Genomic DNA, 17392 nt, shown 5'->3' on the forward strand with positions numbered 1-17392 from the left:
CCGACCATGGGTATGCCGATCGTCCTGACCGGCCCCCTGCGGGCCGTCGCAAGCGACGTTGGCAGCGGCTCCTGCCGCTGCCTTCGGCGCTACCTGTGATGGCTGACCGCCTCCGTGTGCGTTACTTCGGCTGGTAACGCACGCTCAGCTGGTACTCGCGCCCGGGCTGGTTGTACCAGGCGACGGTTTCATAGCGCCGGTCAAAGACATTGGCGGCGCGTGCAAGCACCGACCAGTCATCGCTGAGCGCGTATTCCAGGCGCAGGTCCACGGTGCCATAGCCGGCGAGCTTCACCGTGTTGGCGGCATCGTCATAGCGCTTGCCGGCACCGAAGCCGGTCAGGCCCACGCGCAGGTCGCCGAAGCGACGATCCAGGTCGATGCGCGCGGTCTGCTGTGCGCGGCGCGCCAGCCAATTGTCGTACTGCGCGCCGTCGGTACGGTTGCGCGGGGCGGTGTAGCTCAGCTGTGCGTTGATGTCGATGCCGGCCAGCGTGGTCGCAGCCGTCAGTTCGGCGCCGCGGATGCGGGCCTTTTCCACCTGCGTCATGCGGAAGGTGGCCGCGTCGTAGGTGATCAGGTCATCCACGCGGGTTTCATACACATCCAGGCCCCAGCGCCAGCCCTGGCCCTGCTGCGCGATGCCGATGTTGCTGCTGCGGGCCTTTTCCGGGTCCAGCGCGGCCACGCCGGTCCACGGGTCGTACAGGTCGCTGAAGGTCGGCGCCTTGAACGCGGTGCCGTGGCTGGCGGTGAGCTTCCAGCCTGCGCCCAGGTCCAGGCCCCAGGCCAGCGAACCGGTGGTGTGGTTGCCGAACTGCTGGTTGTCGTCGTTGCGCACGCTGGCCTGCACCTGGTGCTTGCCGAAGCGGCCCTGGTACTGCACGAACACGCCGGTGTTGTCGCGGCTGTCGACCAGGTAGCCGGCACTGCTGCCGTCCAGGCTGTCATCGCTCCAGTCCACGCCGCCGCTCAGCAGCTGGTTGTCGGCCAGGCTGGCGTCGACCTGCAGCGAGGCACTGTCGCGGTGGGTCTGCGCGCTGCCGAACGCACCGAAGGGACCGCTGTTGTCCGATTCGTTGTCGCTGCGGCCGATGCTGGCGGTCACCGCCAGGCGCTCGGACGGGGTGTAGCGGAGCTTGCCGCCGAGCACCTGCTGCAGCGTTTCGGAGTAGTTGTAGTAGCCGTCGTAGTGGTTCTCGCCTTCCGCACGCAGGGCGCTGCCTTCCACGCTCCACTGTTCATTGAAGGTGTAGCCACCGCGGGCGCTCTTGGACAGGTTGCGGTAGCCATCGCGATCCGGCTCGTCCGCACCACAGCCTTGGAAGGTCGCTGCCGAGCCGCGGCACGCGTCGATGCCGTCGCTGTGCTGGTAAGCGATATCCAGCCCGAACCAGCCGCGTTCGGTGCCGCCGCCGATGCCGCCACTGGCCTGGCGCAGGCCGTTGCTGCCGCCGCCCAGTTCCAGGTGCGGTGCGAAGCCGCCGGTGGTGCGACGGGTGAAGATCTGCACCACGCCGCCAATCGCGTCCGCGCCGTACAAGCTGGACTGCGGGCCGCGCACGATCTCCACGCGTTCGATCTGCGCCAGCGGCAGGTCCTGCAGCATGGCCAGGCCGAAGTCACCGGTGTTGATGCGCACGCCATCCACCAGCACCACGGTGTGCGAGGAATTGGTGCCACGCAGGAACAGCGAGGTCTGCTTGCCGAGTCCACCGGTGTTGGCCAGGTTGATGCCGGCGCGACCGCGCAGCAGGTCCTGCAGCGACGTGGCCTGGCTGGCCTCGATGGCGGTGCGGTCGATCACCTGCGCCGGGCTGAGGCTGTCGGCCAGGGCGATCGGGGTGCGCGTGGCGGTGACCAGAACCTGGTCCAGCGCGGTGGTCGCGTTCTGTGCGCCAGCCATGCCGGGCAATGCGGCCAGCACGGCCAGGGAAAGGATTCGGGACTGCAATGTCATGGGGAACTCCGGCTGCCGCGCACGCCCGCGCGGACAAAAAGGGAGCTGCAACGCGGAGACAGGGCGATGCGCACCACGCAAGCGCGCGGTGGCCGTCGCCGATGCCCACCGCATCGCAACCTGGTGCTTCCGGGCCGGTCTCCGGGCTTGCCGTCGGTGGGGATCCACCGGGCGGACGCCTTCCCATGCCCGGGGGCACAGTGGCGTGAGGTCCGCTTGTGACGTGCTTACCGTTGCGGGGGCAGCGCCGGAGTGGCATCACGCGGATGCGTCACCGGCTTCCCGTTTCAACCTGCCAGCCAGCGCCGCAGGTCACCTTGAAGTGCGCGCAGTCTAAGCCATCGCGTGCGGCGCTGCAGGCCGCGTACGCCGGTGCACTAGAATGGCGCCTGTTTCGTTCCAGATCTGCCCATGACGTCCATGCCGTACTGCGTTGCCCCCTTGCGCCAAGGCCCCAGTGCCTGCCTGCCGATGCAGGACTGCTGCCGCGGGGGCTGGCGATGATCCTGGACCTGGTCCGCCACGCCAGCACCGGCCGTGACACCCACCTGGACGGTCGCACCGATCCGCCGCTGCTGGCCGGTGCGCACGATGCGCTGTGCGTGGCCTGCGAAGGCCATGAGTGGGAGCGGGTGATCAGTTCGCCCCGCCTGCGCGCGCTGCATACCGCGGTCGCGCTGGCGGTGCCACGCGGGTTGGACGTGCAGCCTGATCCCGAGTGGGAAGAACTCGATTTCGGCGATTGGTACGGGCTGGCGATCGAAGCGCTGCCGGAACAGGAACTGCTGGGTTTCCATCGCGATCCGCATGCGTTCGCGCCGCCGAATGGCGAAAGCTGGGGTCACTTCGAACGCCGCATCGCGCGCGCGCTGGACCGGCTGTTCGATGAGGAAGAAGCGCAGGATGCAGCACCGACGCTGATCGTCAGCCATGGGGGACCGCTGCGGATGGTGCTGTCGCAGGTCTGTGGCCTGCCGGTGGCGCTGTGCTGGGCGCTGCGCATCGACCATGGCACGCGGCTGCGGCTGCGGGTGGAGCGCGGCGATGCGGGGCTGTGGGGAGAACTGCTGGAGCTGCAGCAGCCCTGATGATGGGTTGGAATCGATCGCGCCGAGCCATGCTCGGCGGGGGAGGGAGCGTGACGACCAACGGTCGTCACCCACCAGAGGCATCGGTCGTTACGTAGCAGGACCATTGGTTGCCTGAAACCGGCCGCGCTTCGCGCTCGCCGAGCACGGCTATGCCGGTCGTCCTGACCGGCACCCTGCGGGCCGTCGCAAGCGACGTTGGCGGCGGCTCCTGCCGCCGCCTTCGGCGCTACCGTCAGTCGTCGCGGTCGTCGAATCGCTGTTCGCGTACCGGGCCGGAGGCCGGGCCCGGCGCTTTCAACGGCTGCAGCGCGATGCGCGCTTCGTAGTCCTGCACCAGCGCGCTGCGCTGGGCTTCGGTCAGGTCCTGCCAGTGGCAGTCCAGCAGGGCGCCTTCCAGCGAGTACAGCAGGTTGAGGCTGGGCTTGAAGCCGGCCCGCCGTACCTTGACGAAGGCTCCCACCGATCCGATGGCGAGCAGTTCCTCGCGGCTGCGCAGGCCGACCTGGCGCAGCCATGCCGCGCTCTTCGGACCGATGTTGCGCAGCTGCAGGGTGCTCATCGCAGTGCGTCGACGAACACGGCGGCGATGGCTTCCAGGCCGGCCTGGTCGTCGGCATCGAAGCGCGCCAGCAACGGGCTGTCCAGGTCGAGCACGCCGATCAGCGCACCGTCCTTCACCAGCGGCACCACCAGTTCCGAACGCGAGGCCGAATCGCAGGCGATGTGGCCCGGGAACGCGTCCACGTCGTCGATGCGCTGGGTCACGCGTTCGGTCGCGGCCGCACCGCACACACCCTTGTGCAGGGGGATGCGCACGCAGGCGGGCAGGCCCTGGAAGGGTCCGACCACCAGTTCAGTACCGTCGAACAGGTAGAAACCGGCCCAGTTGAGGTGGGGCACGGCATGGTAGATCAGCGCCGAGAGGTTGGCCGCGTTGGCGATGCGGTCGCTCTCGCCATGCACCAGGCCACGGGCCTGGTCCAGCAGCTGGGCGTATTGTTCCGGCTTGCTGCCGGTCAGCGAAGAAGTGGCGAACATGCCGCCAGTCTAGCAAGGCACGGCGGTGCTGGCGGCCAGTGCCGTGGCCAGCGCCCCGATCCGCGCGATGCCCGCCGTGTAACGCGCATCCAGCTCCTGGCAGCAGGACAGGCGCAGGCAATGCCGGTAGCGTGCGCCGCGCGAGTACACCTGCCCGGGCATGAACACGATGTCCTCGGCCAGCGCCTGTTCGAACAGCGCGCTGGTGTCCACGCCGGGGATCTCGACCCACAGCAGGAAGCCGCCGGTAGGCTCGGTGGCGCGCGTGCCGGGCGGGAAATGCTGGGACACCAGTTGCCGCACCTTGCTGGTCTGTTCGCGGTACAGCCGGCGCATGCGGCGCAGGTGGTGTTCGTAGTTGCCGGCTTCCAGGAAGGCCGCGACGGCATCGCCCAGCAGCCGTGACTCGGCGCCGCTGGAATGGAACTTGAGCAGGGCGATGCGGTCGATGAAGCGCCCGCCTTCCAGCCAGCCGATGCGGTAATCCGGCGCCAGCGTCTTGGAGAAGCCCGCGCACACCATCACCCAGCCGTCGCGGTCGAAGGCCTTCAGCAGGGGCTGCAGCGGTTCACTGTGCTGCAGCTCGGCGTACACGATGTCTTCGATGATCGGCAGTCGGCGTGCCTGCGCCATCTCAGCCAGGCGTTGCTTGGCCGCCACCGGCATGGTGCAGCCCAAGGGATTGTGCACCGTCGGCATGACCACCAGCGCGGCCAGCGCAGTGGTGTCCAGCAGGGCATCGAGTGCTTCCACGTCCAGCCCATGCTGGGGGTGGGTGGGCAGTTCGATGGGCTGCAGGCCGAGGCTGGCGAGCAGCGGATAGAGGTTGAAATAGGACGGCGCTTCGAGCCCGACGGCATCACCGGGTTCGGTTACCGCACGCAGGGCCAGTTGCAGGGCTTCCATCGCACCGTGGGTCAGCACGATCCGTTCGGGCGCGGTATGCAGGCCCATCCGCGGTCCACGCCGTACGATCTGCCGGATCAGCGCCTGTGAGCCGTCCGGGCGCGCGTACGTCTCCACCGTGGCCAGGCTGCGGCGCAGCACCTGCGCGGTGGCCCGCTGCAACTGCACGCCAGGGTAGAAGGCCCGGCCGCGTGGACCGGCGAAGGCCAGGTCGAGCACCCGCGGTCGCTGCTGGGCGGCCAGTACCCTGGCCATCAACACCTGCTGGCCGGCTGCAGTGGGGGCCGATGGCGCGTCACGCAGCGAGCGCCGGGGGACCTGCAGGCGGGCAGCGACCTGGAATCCAGAGCGCGGCAGCGGTACCACCAGCCCGGCATCCTCCAGTTGCCGGTAGGCCCCGATCACCGTGTTCAAGCTGACCTTGCGCTGCTGTGCCATCTGCCGCAGCGAGGGCAGGCGCGCACCACTGGGCAGGCGGCCGGCGTGGATCGCCGTAGACAGCTCATCAGCCAGTTGCTGGTAGCGGGGCAGGGTGGGTGGGGCGTCCATCTGTATCCAACCAAGAAGAGGGCGTCTGCCACTGTACCCCTGTTCCTGCCCGCACTACGATGGCTGCCGCTGGCATCAGCTCCGGCATTTCCCCCACGCACGTCCGCCATGGACGTGCGTCTTTTTGCCTGCTTACTTCATCGGCACCAGTACCGCTTCGCGGCGGTACAACTGCGGGAACCGCTGCTGCAGGGCCACCAGCTTGGGTGCGTCGTAGTAGCGGATGTAGGCGGCCTGCGGATTCCGCTCCAGGTAATTCTGGTGATAGGCCTCGGCCGGATAGAAGCGCTTGCCGGTGCCCAGCTCGGTCACCACCGGGGAATCGAACGAGGCGCCGATCTGGCCGACATACGCGCGGTTGGCTGCCTGCTGGCGGGCGTCGTCGCTGAAGATGGCCGATCGGTACTGGGTGCCGTGGTCCGGTCCCTGGCGGTTGAGCTGGGTCGGATCGTGGGCGACCGAGAAGAACACCTGCAGCAGTTGGCCATAGCTGACCTGGCGCGGATCGTAGTCCACCCGTACCGCTTCAGCGTGACCGGTACGGCCGCTGCTGATCGTTTCGTAGCGCGCGGTGGAGGCGTCGCCGCCGATGTAGCCGGAGACGGCGTTACCCACGCCCTTGACGTGCTGGAACACGCCCTGCACGCCCCAGAAACAGCCGCCGGCGAACACCACGCTGGCCTGCGTGCGCTCGTCCTTGAACGCCGCCACGCCGGTGGGGGCAGGCAGGGCGCGGCTTTCTTCGGCGGCGCGTGCAGGCGCCATGCCCGCGCCGATGGCCGGGCCCGCATCGACCGCGAACACCACCAGCGCCCCCACCACCACGGCCGCGACGGCCGCAGCGATGCCTTGTTCCAGTGAGAATTTCATGGGACCTCCTCAGCCAAACGTGAATGCGTAGGCCTGGACACCGGGGTCCAGGAATTCGATCTCGAACAGGTGCTCGCCGATGTCGGCACGCTGGCGCACCAGCTGGTACAGGCGGTGCTCATCGACCACGCCGCTGCCATCGGGGCGCACGTCACCGCCCGCATCGGCGGCCTGCAGCGGCTTGCCATCCAACAGTACGCGGAAGCGCACCGGCGTGCCCTCTGTCGCAGGCGCCAGCACCAGGTGCAGGTCGCGGGCGTGGAAGCGGAAGGCGATGCGTCCGCCTGCCGCCGCCAGCGTGGCCGACTCCTGGTCGACCGACCACGGACCCTGCAGCGCCCACTGGTTCAACGTCCACTGCGCAGGCAGGGCGTAAGCGGACTGCTGGTCGCGGACGATGCCACCGGGGGAGGCGAAGTTTTCCGCACGCGCATGACCCAGATAGGTTTCCGGCGAGCGCAGGTTGCCCATGTCGGCCTGTTCGGCAACGCCCTGCAGGGTCGCGGCGCTGGGATCGGCTGGCGGTGGCAGGTTGGTCTGTCCCGCTTCCTGCAGCAGCCGGCGGATCACCTGTTCGGAGTGGGCATAGTTGCCTTCGCCGAACTGGTGCGCGCGGATGCGGCCCTGCGCATCGACGAAATAGTGCGCCGGCCAGTAGCGGTTCTGGAACGCGCGCCAGATGGCGTAGTCGTTGTCCAGCGCGACCGGGTAGGTGACCTTCAACTGGTCGACCGCGCGCATCACGTTGCGCGGATTGCGCTCGAAGGCGAACTCCGGGGTGTGCACGCCGATCACCACCAGGCCATGGTCACGATAGCGTTCGGCCCATTCGTGCACGTAAGGCATCGCGCGAAGGCAGTTGATGCAGGAGTACGTCCAGAAATCGACCAGCACGACCTTGCCGCGCAGCTGTTCGCGGGTCAGCGGCGGGCTGTTGAGCCAGCCGGTGGTGCCGTCCAGTGCAGGCAGTTCGCCTTCCACCGGCAGCGGGACATCGGCCGCCGCCGCGCCGGTGCTGGTCATCGCCACAGCGGCCGGCTGCGCGCCCGGCACGGCGTCCAGCAGGCCCTGTTCCAGCCGTGCCGTGCTGACCGCGGACAAGCGGGTGAGGACGCCGGTGTCCCAGCCCATCGCAATGGCCACCACCGCCAGCAGCGCGGCAACCCCGAGCACGCGCCGCAACAAGTTGCCCAGGCCGAGGCGTGCCTTCAGCGCATTGAACACCCGGCCGCCCACCCACACCGCCAGCGCCAGCGCGGTGACTGCGCCCAGCGCATAGGCTAGCAGCAGGCTGCTGGTGCTGGCACTGGCGCCGTTGAGCGCTGCGCCGGTGAGCACCAGGCCGAGGATCGGCCCGGCGCACGGGGCCCACAGCAGGCCGGTGGCGATGCCCACCAGCAGGGACGTCCAGGCACCGCCGCGTCCGGCGTCGTCGGCGGCATCGGCGCGCGCGCTGAGGCGTGCGCCGATGCGCTGGAACGGTGCCAGCAGGCGGTCGGCGAACGCCGGCCACAGCAGCGCCAGCGCGAATGCCGCCATGACCACCAGCGCGACCCAGCGGCCGATCTGGTTGGCCTGTGCCACCCAGGCACTGCCCACCGCGGCCAGGCTGGCGACCACGGTGAAGGTGATCGCCATGCCCAGCAGCAGCGGCAGGGTGCTGCGCAGGAACGAGCCGCCGGCACGCGCGAAAACGAACGGCAGCACCGGCAGGATGCACGGACTGAGCAGGGTCAACACACCCCCCAGGTAAGCCAGCAGCAACAGCATCAGCGACGCTCCATCAACAAGGGAAAAGACATCAGACCGGCACCCGCCAGGCGCTGCCGGCATCGCTGGCATCGGTGCGTGCGGCAGGCTCGAAGGTCAGCGCGGCACCGTTCATGCAGTAGCGCAGTCCGGTCGGACGCGGGCCGTCGTTGAACACATGGCCCAGGTGCCCGCCACAGCGACGGCAGTGGATTTCCACGCGGACCATGCCGAACAGGGTGTCGCGCTGTTCGCCGACAGCATCGTGCAGCGGCGCCCAGAAGCTCGGCCAGCCGGTACCGCTTTCGAACTTGGTCGAGGAGGAGAACAACGGCAGTGCGCAGCCGGCGCAGTGGAACGTACCGCGACGCTTTTCGCGGTCCAGCGGACTGCTGCCCGCGCGTTCGGTCGCCTGCTGGCGCAGCACGGCGTACTGGGCCGGGGTCAGCTGCTGCTTCCATTGTGCGTCGCTGCGCATGATCTCGAAACGACGGGCGGGGGCGGCTTCGGCGGCGGCCGGCGCGGCACGGCTGCAGGCGCCGATGCCCAGCACGCTGGCGGCAGCGGCCATGCCGCCAAGGCCAAGCAGGTGACGTCGGGACAGGGACATGGCCATCTCCAGCAGGGACGATGCGGCCATGCTGCGCCCACGCCGATCAACGAATCCTCACGGAGAGTTCAATTTTCCGTGATACATCCGGGTCGGCCTGCGCTGACAATGCCCTTACGCTTCCTGACCGCCCCTGCCTGCCGCCATGACTGACGCCCAGCGTGTCCTGATCGTCGAAGACGATGTCCATATCGCCGACCTGCTGCGCCTGCACCTGGCGGACGAGGGCTATGCGGTGGTGCACGCCGCCACCGGCGACGACGGCATGCGCCTGCTGGAACAGGACGGCCCATGGGATGCGCTGGTGCTGGATGTGATGCTGCCGGGCGTGGATGGGCTGCAGATCTGTCGACGCGCCCGGGCGATGGCGCGCTACGTGCCGATCATCATCATCAGTGCGCGCGGCAGCGAGACCCAGCGTATCGTCGGGCTGGAGCTGGGCGCCGATGACTACCTGGCAAAACCATTTTCCATGCCCGAACTGGTGGCGCGCGTGCGCGCGCTGCTGCGGCGTGCGCAGGCGATGGCGCAGAGCGCGCGACTGGAAGCCGGTGCGATCGAACTGGGCAGCCTGCGGCTGGATCCGCTGGCGCGGGTGGCGCTGCACGCGGGCAGGGAACTGGAGCTGACCCCGCGTGAGTTCGACCTGCTGCTGTTCTTCGCCCGCCACCCGGGGCAGGTGTTCGCGCGCGCGGAGTTGCTGGACCAGGTATGGGGCTATGGCCACGATGGCTACGAACACACGGTCAACACGCATATCAACCGGTTGCGCAACAAGATCGAACCCGATCCCGCGAACCCGCGGCAGATCCTCACGGTGTGGGGCCGCGGCTACAAGCTGGTCGCCGCCGGAGGTGATGCATGAAGCTGCGCCTGTGGCAGAAGCTGGCAGCGGTGTTCGCCGCGCTGCTGGTGCTGTGCAGCCTGGCGCTGCTGGGCATGCAGATGCGGATGGCGCTGCGGCATGAACAGGAAGTGGTGCAGCGGTTGTCGCTGGGGCTGGCCGGGCATATCGCCCAGCGCAGCGAGCTGATGGACCAGGCCGGCATGCGCGAGCCGGAAGTGCGCGCGCTGTTCGGCCAGTTGATGGCGGTCAACCCCAGCGTGGAGGTGTACCTGCTGGATGACCAGGGGCGGGTGCTCGGCCATGACGCGCCGAGTGGCCACCTGCGCCGTGACCGGGTGGACGTGGCGCCGCTGCAGGCGCTGCTGGCCGGCGCGCCGCTGCCGATCCTCGGCGATGATCCGCGCAGCGCACGCGGGCGCAAGGTCTTCAGCGTGGCACCGCTGGTGGTGCAGGGCCGCGCGGCGGGTTACGTGTACGTGGTGCTGGTCGGCGAACAACGGCAGATGCTCGCCGACGACCTGGCCGCGAGCAGCCAGTGGCGGACCATGCTGTGGTCGGTGGCGCTGGTTGCCGTGCTGGGCATGCTGGCCGGGCTGGTGGCGTTCTATTGGGTGACCCGCCCACTGCGTGAGTTGACCCGGCGCATCCAGTCGTTCGACATCGACGCCCCCACCGACCTGCCGTCGCTGCCCGCGCTGCACGATGATGAGCGCGACGAGCTGCTGATCCTGGAGCATGCGCACGCGCAGATGGCGCACCGGCTGGGCGAACAGTGGCAGCAGCTGCGCCAGCAGGACCTGCAGCGACGCGAGATGGTGGCCAATATTTCGCATGACCTGCGCACCCCGCTGGCATCGCTGCACGGTTACCTGGAAACGCTGGCGATGAAGGAGGCGACGCTGAGCGTGGAAGAGCGCCGCCGTTATCTTTCGATCGCGCTGTCGCAGAGTGCCAAGGTCGGCGGACTGGCACGCGCGCTGTTCGAACTGGCGCGGTTGGAGCATGGGCAGGTGCAGCTGCAATGGGAAGTCTTCGCCCTGCCCGAGCTGCTGCAGGACGCGCTGCAGAAGTTCGAGTTGTCCGCGCAGTCCAAGGGTCTGCAGCTGGATGCCCGGTTCCCGCAGGGACTGCCGCTGGTGCGTGCCGATGTCGGGCTGGTGGAGCGGGTGCTGACCAACCTGATCGACAACGCGCTGCGGCACACGCCGCCGGGCGGACTGGTGCAGGTGGCGTTGTCGGTCGATGCGGACAGCCTGTGGGTCACGGTCAGCGATGATGGCCCCGGTGTCGATCCGGCGCTGCGTGCCACGCTGTTCCAGGCTCCCGCGGCGCTGGGGCCACGGCGCGGCGAAAACGGTGGCCTCGGCCTGTTGATCGTGCAGCGCATCGTGCAGCTGCATGGGCGCGACATCGCGCTGCTGGAAAGTGCACAGGGCGCCGTGTTCCGCTTCGCCTTGCCGCGCGCACGGCCCTAGGCAAAAAAAAGGACCCGACAGAGGGAGGGATCTGTCGGGTCCTGCGACTGCACGGGGGGAGGGACCCATGCAGTGTTCTGGCGGTCTGCGGTTCCGGAATCCGGTGATTCGCGACCTGTTGCAATGCAGCATACGCCTTTCGTGCTGCATTGCAACAGGCGGCGGTGGATTTTCTACCCTGAACCAAAATCCGTTCAGGATCAATCGCTTGCTCAGCGGCCGGTGGGGCCCCGATAGCGGCACCCGGAGGTGCAGGTCTCGTGCACCGTGATTTCGCTCAGTTCCGGCAGCACCGGCTTGAGCTGCTGCCAGATCCACTTGGCGAGGTTCTCGCTGGTCGGATTTTCCAGGCCCGGGATGTCATTAAGGTAGTGGTGGTCCAGGCGGTCGTAGATCGGCTGGAACGCGGCTTTGACGTCGCCGAAATCCATGATCCATCCAGTTTCCGCGCCGGGCTCGCCTTCCACCTTCAGCTCCACCCGGAACGAATGCCCGTGCAGGCGCGAGCACTTGTGGCCCGGGGGCACGTTCGGCAGCCGGTGCGCTGCCTCGATCATGAAGACTTTGAAGATTTCCATGGGGGGGATTGTAGCGGCCCGGCGCTGGCAAAGCCGTTTCAGGGGCAACAACTTCCTTTTCATCGCGATGAAGAGATGGTAGCTTCTCTTATATCCGTATGAAGAGATGTTATTGGTCGTAGCGCGGCCATTCATGTGCTACTGCGGAACTGTTACCACCACCCACCCCACGATTTCGACATGCCCCAGCACACCCTGCTCGTGGCGGCCCTTGCCGCCGCCCTGGCCGCGCCTTTGTCTGCCGCCGCCGAAACCTCCGCCGATACCACTGCCAGTGGCGATGCCAGCACCCTGGCCGCCGTGCGTGTCACCGGTTCCAACATCAAACGCACCGACACCGAAACCGCCAATCCGGTGCAGGTGATCGGTCGCGAACAGCTTGAAGCGACCGGCAAGGCCTCGGTGGCCGACGTGCTGCGTTCGATCTCCGCCAACACCGGCAACGCCGCAAATGAAACGTCCAACAGCGGCTGGGCGTCCGGATCGGCCGGTATCGGCCTGCGCGGCCTGTCGCAGAAGAACACGCTGGTGCTGCTCAACGGCCGTCGCCTCGCCAACTACGGCTTCCCGGCCAATGGCCTGTCGGACACCTTCGTCAACCTCAACGCGCTGCCGCTGGTCGCGGTGGAGCGCATCGAAGTGCTGAAGGACGGCGCGTCGGCGGTCTACGGTTCCGATGCGGTGGCCGGCGTGGTCAACATCATCACCCGACAGAACTACCAGGGCGCGGAGGTCGGCGGCAGCGTCGGCACCGCCGACCAGGGCGGGCTGGACGAGACCAAGCTGAAGTTCGTCGGTGGCCTGGGCGACCTGGAGACCGATGGTTACAACATCCTTTTCAGCCTGGAGGCCTACAACCGGGATCGCCTGGACCAGGACCAGCGTGACCTGACGAAATCGGGCATCTACAGCGACCAGCCCGGCGGCCGCTGGAACGGCTGGTCGGCCAAGGGCGCGCGCTACCTGGTCAACGGCGTGTCGGTGCCGATGCTCGATGCCAACGGCCAGTGCCCGGACGGCACCACCCGCGTGGCCAGCGCGCCGATCGACGGACTCGCCGGCGACACCTGCGGTTTCAACCAGGCGCCGTTCACCACGCTGATTCCCTCCACCAAGCGCTGGCAGGCCTATGCCAACGGTACCTTCCGCCTCAGCGACACCGTCGAAGCATTCGGCGAAGTGCTGTACAGCGAGGTCAAGGGCGTGTCCTGGTTCGGCAGCAGCCCGTTCTTCACCCTGGAAAGCGGCCGCTTCGCGCTGAACGCCGATACCGGGTTGGCCGAGCCGGTGTCGTCCAACCTGCCGGCGGGCAATCCCTACAACCCGTACGGCCGCGCGATCCCGATCGAATACACGTTCTTCAACCTTGGCGGCACGATCAAGACCAACCGCTCGCAGTCCTACCGTGGCTTGGTCGGCCTGCGTGGCAGCAGCGAGCGCTGGGACTGGGAAGTGGGTGCATTCGGCGCACGCAGCAGCGAGCGCGAAACGGTTTCCGGTGGCTTCGCCAACCGCTGGACGCTCGCCGATGCGCTGGCCACCGGCAGCTACAACCTGCTGGATCCTTCGGCGACGCCGCAGTCGGTGCTGGATGGCATCAACATCGCCACCCTGCGCCCGGCCGAGTCGAAGCTGCAGGGCATCGATGCGAAGATTTCCGGCACGCTCGGCCACACCTGGGCCGGTGACATCGGCTTCGCCTCCGGCGTGGAATGGCGCCGCGAGAAGCTCGATTCCAACAACCCGTGGCAGATCGATGCCGGCCTGCAGGTGCGCCCGGCGATCGCCGAAGTGCACGGCGAGCGCACGGTCAGCGCCGCCTACGCCGAAGCCATCGTACCGCTGGCCTCGAAGCTGGAACTGTCGGTGGCCGCGCGTGCCGATCATTACGATGACTTCGGTGATGCGTTCTCGCCCAAGCTGGGGCTGCGCTGGCAGCCGCTGGACTTCCTGCTGGTGCGTGCCGCTGCGTCGAAGGGCTTCCGCGCGCCGTCGCTTTCCGAGAATTCGGACAGCACCAGCATTTCCTACGGCAGCGTGGTCGACCCGCGTGATCCGGACCTGCCCGGTTCGCGGCAGAACCCGACCTTCTTCACCGTCGGCAACACCGAACTGAAGCCGGAGCGCACGCGCAGTTACAACTTCGGCGTGGTGCTGTCGCCGTGGGCGAACACCAACCTGAGCGTGGACTACTACAAGATCGAACTGGAGAACCTGGTCGGCACCAACAACACGCAGACGCTGGTGACCAATGACGTGCCCGGTGCCGTGCAGCGCGATGAGCGCGGCAAGATCCAGGCCGTCTACAACCGCTACCAGAACCTGAGCGACCTGAAGACCTCCGGCATCGACGTGGAGCTGCGCCAGCGCATCCCCACCGAGCGGCTGGGCACCTTCAACCTGAGTTCGGCCTACACCCACGTGCGCGACTACCGCCGCCCGACCGTGATCGGCGGACCGCTGGTCAACTACGCCGGCAGCAACCTCGGCGCCACGCTGCCGAAGGACAAGGCCACCACCACGCTGGACTGGAGCTACGGCGACGTGCGCACCGCGCTGACCTGGTACTACACCAGTGGCTATGACCAGAAGGCCAGCGCCACCGCGCAGGCGGTGCAGGACCGCGTGGATGCCTACAGCCAGTTCGATCTGTACGTGGGTTACACCGGCTTCGAGCAGCTGACCCTGTACGCGAAGATCCAGAACCTGGGCGACGAGGATCCGCCGTACGACGCCTCGTTCCCGGGCATCCGCGCACCGTATGACTTCAGCCAGTACGACCTGCGCGGTCGCTACTTCACGGTGGGCTTCGACTACCGCTTCTGACCCGCCGCGTGCGTGTCATCGGTCATGCCGGCCGGCCACCGCACGGGGCCGGCCGGGCTGTACGGGCGCGGCAGCGCCATCATTCTTGGGGAATCGTCGTGTCCTTCCATCGAAGTGTGTTGTTGTCCCTGTTCGTTGCCGCCTCGGTGGCCGTTGTTCCCGCCGCGCCGGTGCAGGCGCAGAGCGCCTACTTCTTCCCGCAGACCACGCAGGCGGCGGATTTCGATCCGGCCATTCCCACCCCGCAGCAGTACCTCGGCTACGAGGTCGGCAGCCGCTATACCCGCCACGACCAGCTGGTCGGCTACTTCAAGGAACTGGCCCGGCTGTCGGACAAGATCAAGGTGCAGGAGATCGGCCGCAGCTACGAAGGCCGTCCACTGCTGATCGCCACGCTGACCGGCGCGCAGAACCATGCGCGGCTGGAATCGATCCGGCAGCAGCACGCCACGCTGGTGGATCCGGCGCAGCCGCGCAGCGCCGCCGGCGACAGCCCCGTGGTGGTGTGGCTGGGGTACAGCGTGCACGGCAACGAGACCTCCAGCGGCGAGGCGGCGATGCTCACCGCGTACTACCTGGTGGCCAACCGCAGCGCCGAAACCCAGCAATGGCTGCAGGACGCGGTGGTACTGTTCGATCCGGCGCAGAATCCCGACGGCCGCGACCGCGCCGCCAACTGGCACAACGCGTACGCGTCCAGCCCCGCCTCGCCTGATCCGGCCGACAAGGAGCACGTGGAGCCGTTCCCGCAGGGGCGCACCAACCACTATTTCACCGACCTCAACCGCGACTGGCTGGCACTGACCCAGCAGGACAGCCGGCCGAAGATCGAGGTGTTCCACCAGTGGTATCCGAACGTCCAGATCGATTTCCACGAGATGGGCAAGGACAGCACGTACTACTTCGAGCCGTCGCCGAAGAGCATGCACAGCCCGCTGCTGCCGGCGTCGTCGTACGAGTTCAACAAGACCCTCGCCAAGTACCACGCCGCGTCGCTGGATGCGCTCGGTTCGCTGTACTACACCGGTGAAAACTACGACAACTTCTCCCCGGTGTATGGCTCCACCTACCCGGATTTCCATGGTGCGGTCGGGGTGACCGTCGAACAGGCGAGTTCGCGTGGACGGGTGCAGGAGTCGGTCAACGGCCCATTGACGTTCCCGTTCACCATCCGCAACCAGGTGGCCACCGGGCTGGGCACGGTGCGCGGCGCGGTGGCCGAGCGCGAGGGCCTGCTGTCGCTGCAGAAATCCTTCTTCCAGTCGGCGCTGAAGCAGGCCGGCCAGCAGCCGTTGAAGAGCTTCGTGTTCGGCGATGCGCATGATCCTGCGCTGACCCGCAAGCTGCTGGAACTGCTGCTGCTGCATCGGATCGAGGTGCATGCGCTGGCATCGGCGGTCACCGTGGAGGGACGCCGTTTCGAACCCGGCAGCGCCTATGTGGTGCCGGCGGCGCAGCCGCAGTACCGGCTGGTGCATTCGATCTTCGCCGACACCCCGCAGATCAAGGGAGATGTGTTCTACGGCAGTACCTCGTATGCGATCGCACCGGCGTATGGTGTGGCTTTCGCGGCCAGCAAGAGCCGGATCGGCGAGGGCGCGCGGGTGACCGCGGTGGCCGACGCCCAGGGGGGCGTGCAGGGCGGACAGGCGGGCTATGCGTACGTGATCGACTGGCGTGACTACAACGCCGGCCGCGCGCTGTATGCGTTGCAGGCCAAGGGGCTGTCCACGCGGGCCGCGTTCCAGGCGTTCACCGCCGGCACGTCGGCCGGGGAGGTGGCCTTCGCCCCGGGCAGCATCGTGGTGCCGATCGCCGGCCAGCCGCTGCAGGGCGCTGCGCTGCTGGAGGCGGTGCAGGCCGCGGCCAGGGACAGTGGCGTGCAGGCGTTTGCGCTGGCCAGCGGCCAGAGCCGCGGTGGCATCGACCTGGGCAGCGACAGCGTCAAGGCGCTGCGCAAGCCGGCCGTGGCGCTGGTGATGGGCGAGGGCGTCAACGCGACCGAGATCGGCTCGGCATGGTTCCTGCTGGACCAGCAGCTACAGCTGCCGGCGAGCAAGATCGACCCATCGCAACTGGGCAAGGTCGCGCTGGACCGCTACACCTCGATCGTGTTGTCCGGTGGCAAGTACGAGGGCGTGGACGAAGCGGCGGTTGCCGCGTTGAAGCGCTGGATCCAGGCCGGCGGATCGCTGGTGACCTATGGCACCGCCTCGCGCTGGGCGATCGAGAAGAAGCTGGCCGATGGCGAGAAGCTGGGCACCGATGAAGACACCGCCGATGCCTCGCGCAAGGCGTTCGGTGACCAGCGCGACATCGCGGCCATCGAGCGGGTGAGTGGCAACATCCTGAGCGCGGATATCGATACCAGCCATCCGCTGGGCTTCGGCACGCCGCGCCGGCAGCTGGCGGTGAACAAGGAAAACGCGGTGGTGTTGCAGCCCAGTGCCAATCCGTTTTCCACGGTGGTGCGGGTGGACGAGCAGGTGCGCGTGAATGGCTATCTGTCCGAGCGGAATCGTGCGCGGGTGAGCGGTTCGGCGTGGTTGCTGGTGTCGCCGCAGGGCCAAGGCAACGTGGTGCTGTTTGCCGATGATCCGGCGCACCGCAAGTACTGGCACGGGACGGACCGGCTGCTGGTCAACGCGCTGTTCTTCGGCAATCTCTTGAACCCCGCCAAGCCGCGCGGGTAAGCGGTCGGGGTTGCCGGGCCTGCAGCCCGGCGGCCCGCTTTTTCGAGCCAGCGCCACGGCAACGGCAACGTCAAGAGCTGCAGGGCTGTGGGGTAGGTGGGGCGGGGTGGCTGTGCAGGACACGCCGCAAGTACGTCCGTGTAGTCTCGCTTTTCGCATCCATGCGAAAAGACGGTCCTGCACAGCCACCCCGCCCCACC

The 17392-nt window shown here is 67.8% G+C and carries 13 protein-coding genes and 1 riboswitch; of the genes, 5 read left to right on the forward strand and 8 right to left on the reverse strand.

Annotated elements, in window-relative coordinates; genetic code table 11:
- Positions 1-121: 121 nt before the first annotated feature.
- The gene (gene btuB / locus RTX79_RS17795; RefSeq protein ID WP_312685147.1) at positions 122-1960 is read right to left on the reverse strand and encodes a TonB-dependent vitamin B12 receptor; all 1839 of its coding nucleotides are present in this window, start codon (positions 1958-1960) and stop codon (positions 122-124) included.
- A gap of 115 nt (positions 1961-2075) precedes the next feature.
- A riboswitch (cobalamin riboswitch) is annotated at positions 2076-2295 on the reverse strand.
- A 165-nt stretch (positions 2296-2460) separates the two neighbouring features.
- On the opposite strand from btuB, the gene RTX79_RS17800 reads away from it, so the two are divergent.
- Positions 2461-3048: a histidine phosphatase family protein gene (locus RTX79_RS17800; RefSeq protein WP_312685149.1), complete on the forward strand. Its 588-nt coding sequence runs from the start codon at positions 2461-2463 to the stop codon at positions 3046-3048.
- Between the two features lie 235 nt (positions 3049-3283).
- On the opposite strand, the gene RTX79_RS17805 is transcribed toward RTX79_RS17800, so the two are convergent.
- The 6 genes from RTX79_RS17805 to msrB form a co-directional block, all read right to left on the reverse strand.
- Positions 3284-3610 (reverse strand): TfoX/Sxy family protein, encoded by a 327-nt coding sequence (locus RTX79_RS17805; protein WP_057507909.1) that lies wholly within the window; start codon positions 3608-3610, stop codon positions 3284-3286.
- Positions 3607-4089: a GAF domain-containing protein gene (locus RTX79_RS17810; RefSeq protein ID WP_057507910.1), complete on the reverse strand. Its 483-nt coding sequence runs from the start codon at positions 4087-4089 to the stop codon at positions 3607-3609. Before RTX79_RS17810 ends, RTX79_RS17805 begins: the two co-directional genes overlap by 4 nt.
- Before the next feature lie 9 nt (positions 4090-4098).
- A complete protein-coding gene (locus RTX79_RS17815) occupies positions 4099-5544 on the reverse strand; it encodes a PLP-dependent aminotransferase family protein (protein ID WP_312685152.1) in 1446 nt (481 codons plus the stop codon).
- 132 nt (positions 5545-5676) lie between these two features.
- A complete protein-coding gene (gene msrA, locus RTX79_RS17820) occupies positions 5677-6414 on the reverse strand; it encodes a peptide-methionine (S)-S-oxide reductase MsrA (RefSeq protein ID WP_312685153.1) in 738 nt (245 codons plus the stop codon).
- A 9-nt stretch (positions 6415-6423) separates the two neighbouring features.
- Positions 6424-8187 (reverse strand): cytochrome c biogenesis protein DipZ, encoded by a 1764-nt coding sequence (locus RTX79_RS17825; RefSeq protein ID WP_309689866.1) that lies wholly within the window; start codon positions 8185-8187, stop codon positions 6424-6426.
- 28 nt (positions 8188-8215) lie between these two features.
- Positions 8216-8773: a peptide-methionine (R)-S-oxide reductase MsrB gene (gene msrB, locus RTX79_RS17830; RefSeq protein WP_057507922.1), complete on the reverse strand. Its 558-nt coding sequence runs from the start codon at positions 8771-8773 to the stop codon at positions 8216-8218.
- A gap of 145 nt (positions 8774-8918) precedes the next feature.
- On the opposite strand from msrB, the gene RTX79_RS17835 reads away from it, so the two are divergent.
- A complete protein-coding gene (locus tag RTX79_RS17835) occupies positions 8919-9638 on the forward strand; it encodes a response regulator transcription factor (RefSeq protein ID WP_312685154.1) in 720 nt (239 codons plus the stop codon).
- Positions 9635-11095 (forward strand): sensor histidine kinase, encoded by a 1461-nt coding sequence (locus RTX79_RS17840; protein WP_312685156.1) that lies wholly within the window; start codon positions 9635-9637, stop codon positions 11093-11095. The genes RTX79_RS17835 and RTX79_RS17840 overlap by 4 nt, the downstream gene beginning before the upstream one ends.
- Positions 11096-11307: 212 nt before the next feature.
- Here the strand turns inward: RTX79_RS17840 and queD are convergent, their stop codons facing one another.
- Entirely contained in the window at positions 11308-11673 is a 366-nt protein-coding gene (gene queD / locus RTX79_RS17845; protein ID WP_312685163.1) for a 6-carboxytetrahydropterin synthase QueD, read from the reverse strand.
- 180 nt (positions 11674-11853) lie between these two features.
- Here queD and RTX79_RS17850 point away from each other — a divergent pair, with 180 nt between their 5' ends.
- Together RTX79_RS17850 and RTX79_RS17855 are read left to right on the forward strand one after the other, a co-directional pair.
- On the forward strand, positions 11854-14499 hold the full coding sequence (locus tag RTX79_RS17850) for a TonB-dependent receptor (protein WP_312685158.1): 2646 nt from the start codon (positions 11854-11856) through the stop codon (positions 14497-14499).
- A 98-nt stretch (positions 14500-14597) separates the two neighbouring features.
- Positions 14598-17192 carry a M14 family zinc carboxypeptidase gene (locus RTX79_RS17855; RefSeq protein WP_312685159.1) on the forward strand — a complete coding sequence of 865 codons (2595 nt, stop codon included), beginning with the start codon at positions 14598-14600 and terminating at the stop codon, positions 17190-17192.
- The last annotated feature ends 200 nt before the right edge of the window (positions 17193-17392 follow it).

The organism is Stenotrophomonas chelatiphaga (genome assembly GCF_032054965.1).
In the GTDB taxonomy this organism is placed as follows: domain Bacteria; phylum Pseudomonadota; class Gammaproteobacteria; order Xanthomonadales; family Xanthomonadaceae; genus Stenotrophomonas; species Stenotrophomonas chelatiphaga.

Excerpts from the sequence above, each read along its gene's own strand:
- msrB (WP_057507922.1), bottom strand. The coding sequence starts at position 8,773 with ATGTCCCTGTCCCGACGTCACCTGCTTGGCCTTGGCGGCATGGCCGCT.
- msrA (WP_312685153.1), bottom strand. The coding sequence starts at position 6,414 with ATGAAATTCTCACTGGAACAAGGCATCGCTGCGGCCGTCGCGGCCGTG.
- RTX79_RS17835 (WP_312685154.1), top strand. The coding sequence starts at position 8,919 with ATGACTGACGCCCAGCGTGTCCTGATCGTCGAAGACGATGTCCATATC.
- queD (WP_312685163.1), bottom strand. The coding sequence starts at position 11,673 with ATGGAAATCTTCAAAGTCTTCATGATCGAGGCAGCGCACCGGCTGCCG.
- RTX79_RS17805 (WP_057507909.1), bottom strand. The coding sequence starts at position 3,610 with ATGAGCACCCTGCAGCTGCGCAACATCGGTCCGAAGAGCGCGGCATGG.
- RTX79_RS17840 (WP_312685156.1), top strand. The coding sequence starts at position 9,635 with ATGAAGCTGCGCCTGTGGCAGAAGCTGGCAGCGGTGTTCGCCGCGCTG.
- btuB (WP_312685147.1), bottom strand. The coding sequence starts at position 1,960 with ATGACATTGCAGTCCCGAATCCTTTCCCTGGCCGTGCTGGCCGCATTG.
- RTX79_RS17815 (WP_312685152.1), bottom strand. The coding sequence starts at position 5,544 with ATGGACGCCCCACCCACCCTGCCCCGCTACCAGCAACTGGCTGATGAG.
- RTX79_RS17850 (WP_312685158.1), top strand. The coding sequence starts at position 11,854 with ATGCCCCAGCACACCCTGCTCGTGGCGGCCCTTGCCGCCGCCCTGGCC.
- RTX79_RS17800 (WP_312685149.1), top strand. The coding sequence starts at position 2,461 with ATGATCCTGGACCTGGTCCGCCACGCCAGCACCGGCCGTGACACCCAC.
- RTX79_RS17810 (WP_057507910.1), bottom strand. The coding sequence starts at position 4,089 with ATGTTCGCCACTTCTTCGCTGACCGGCAGCAAGCCGGAACAATACGCC.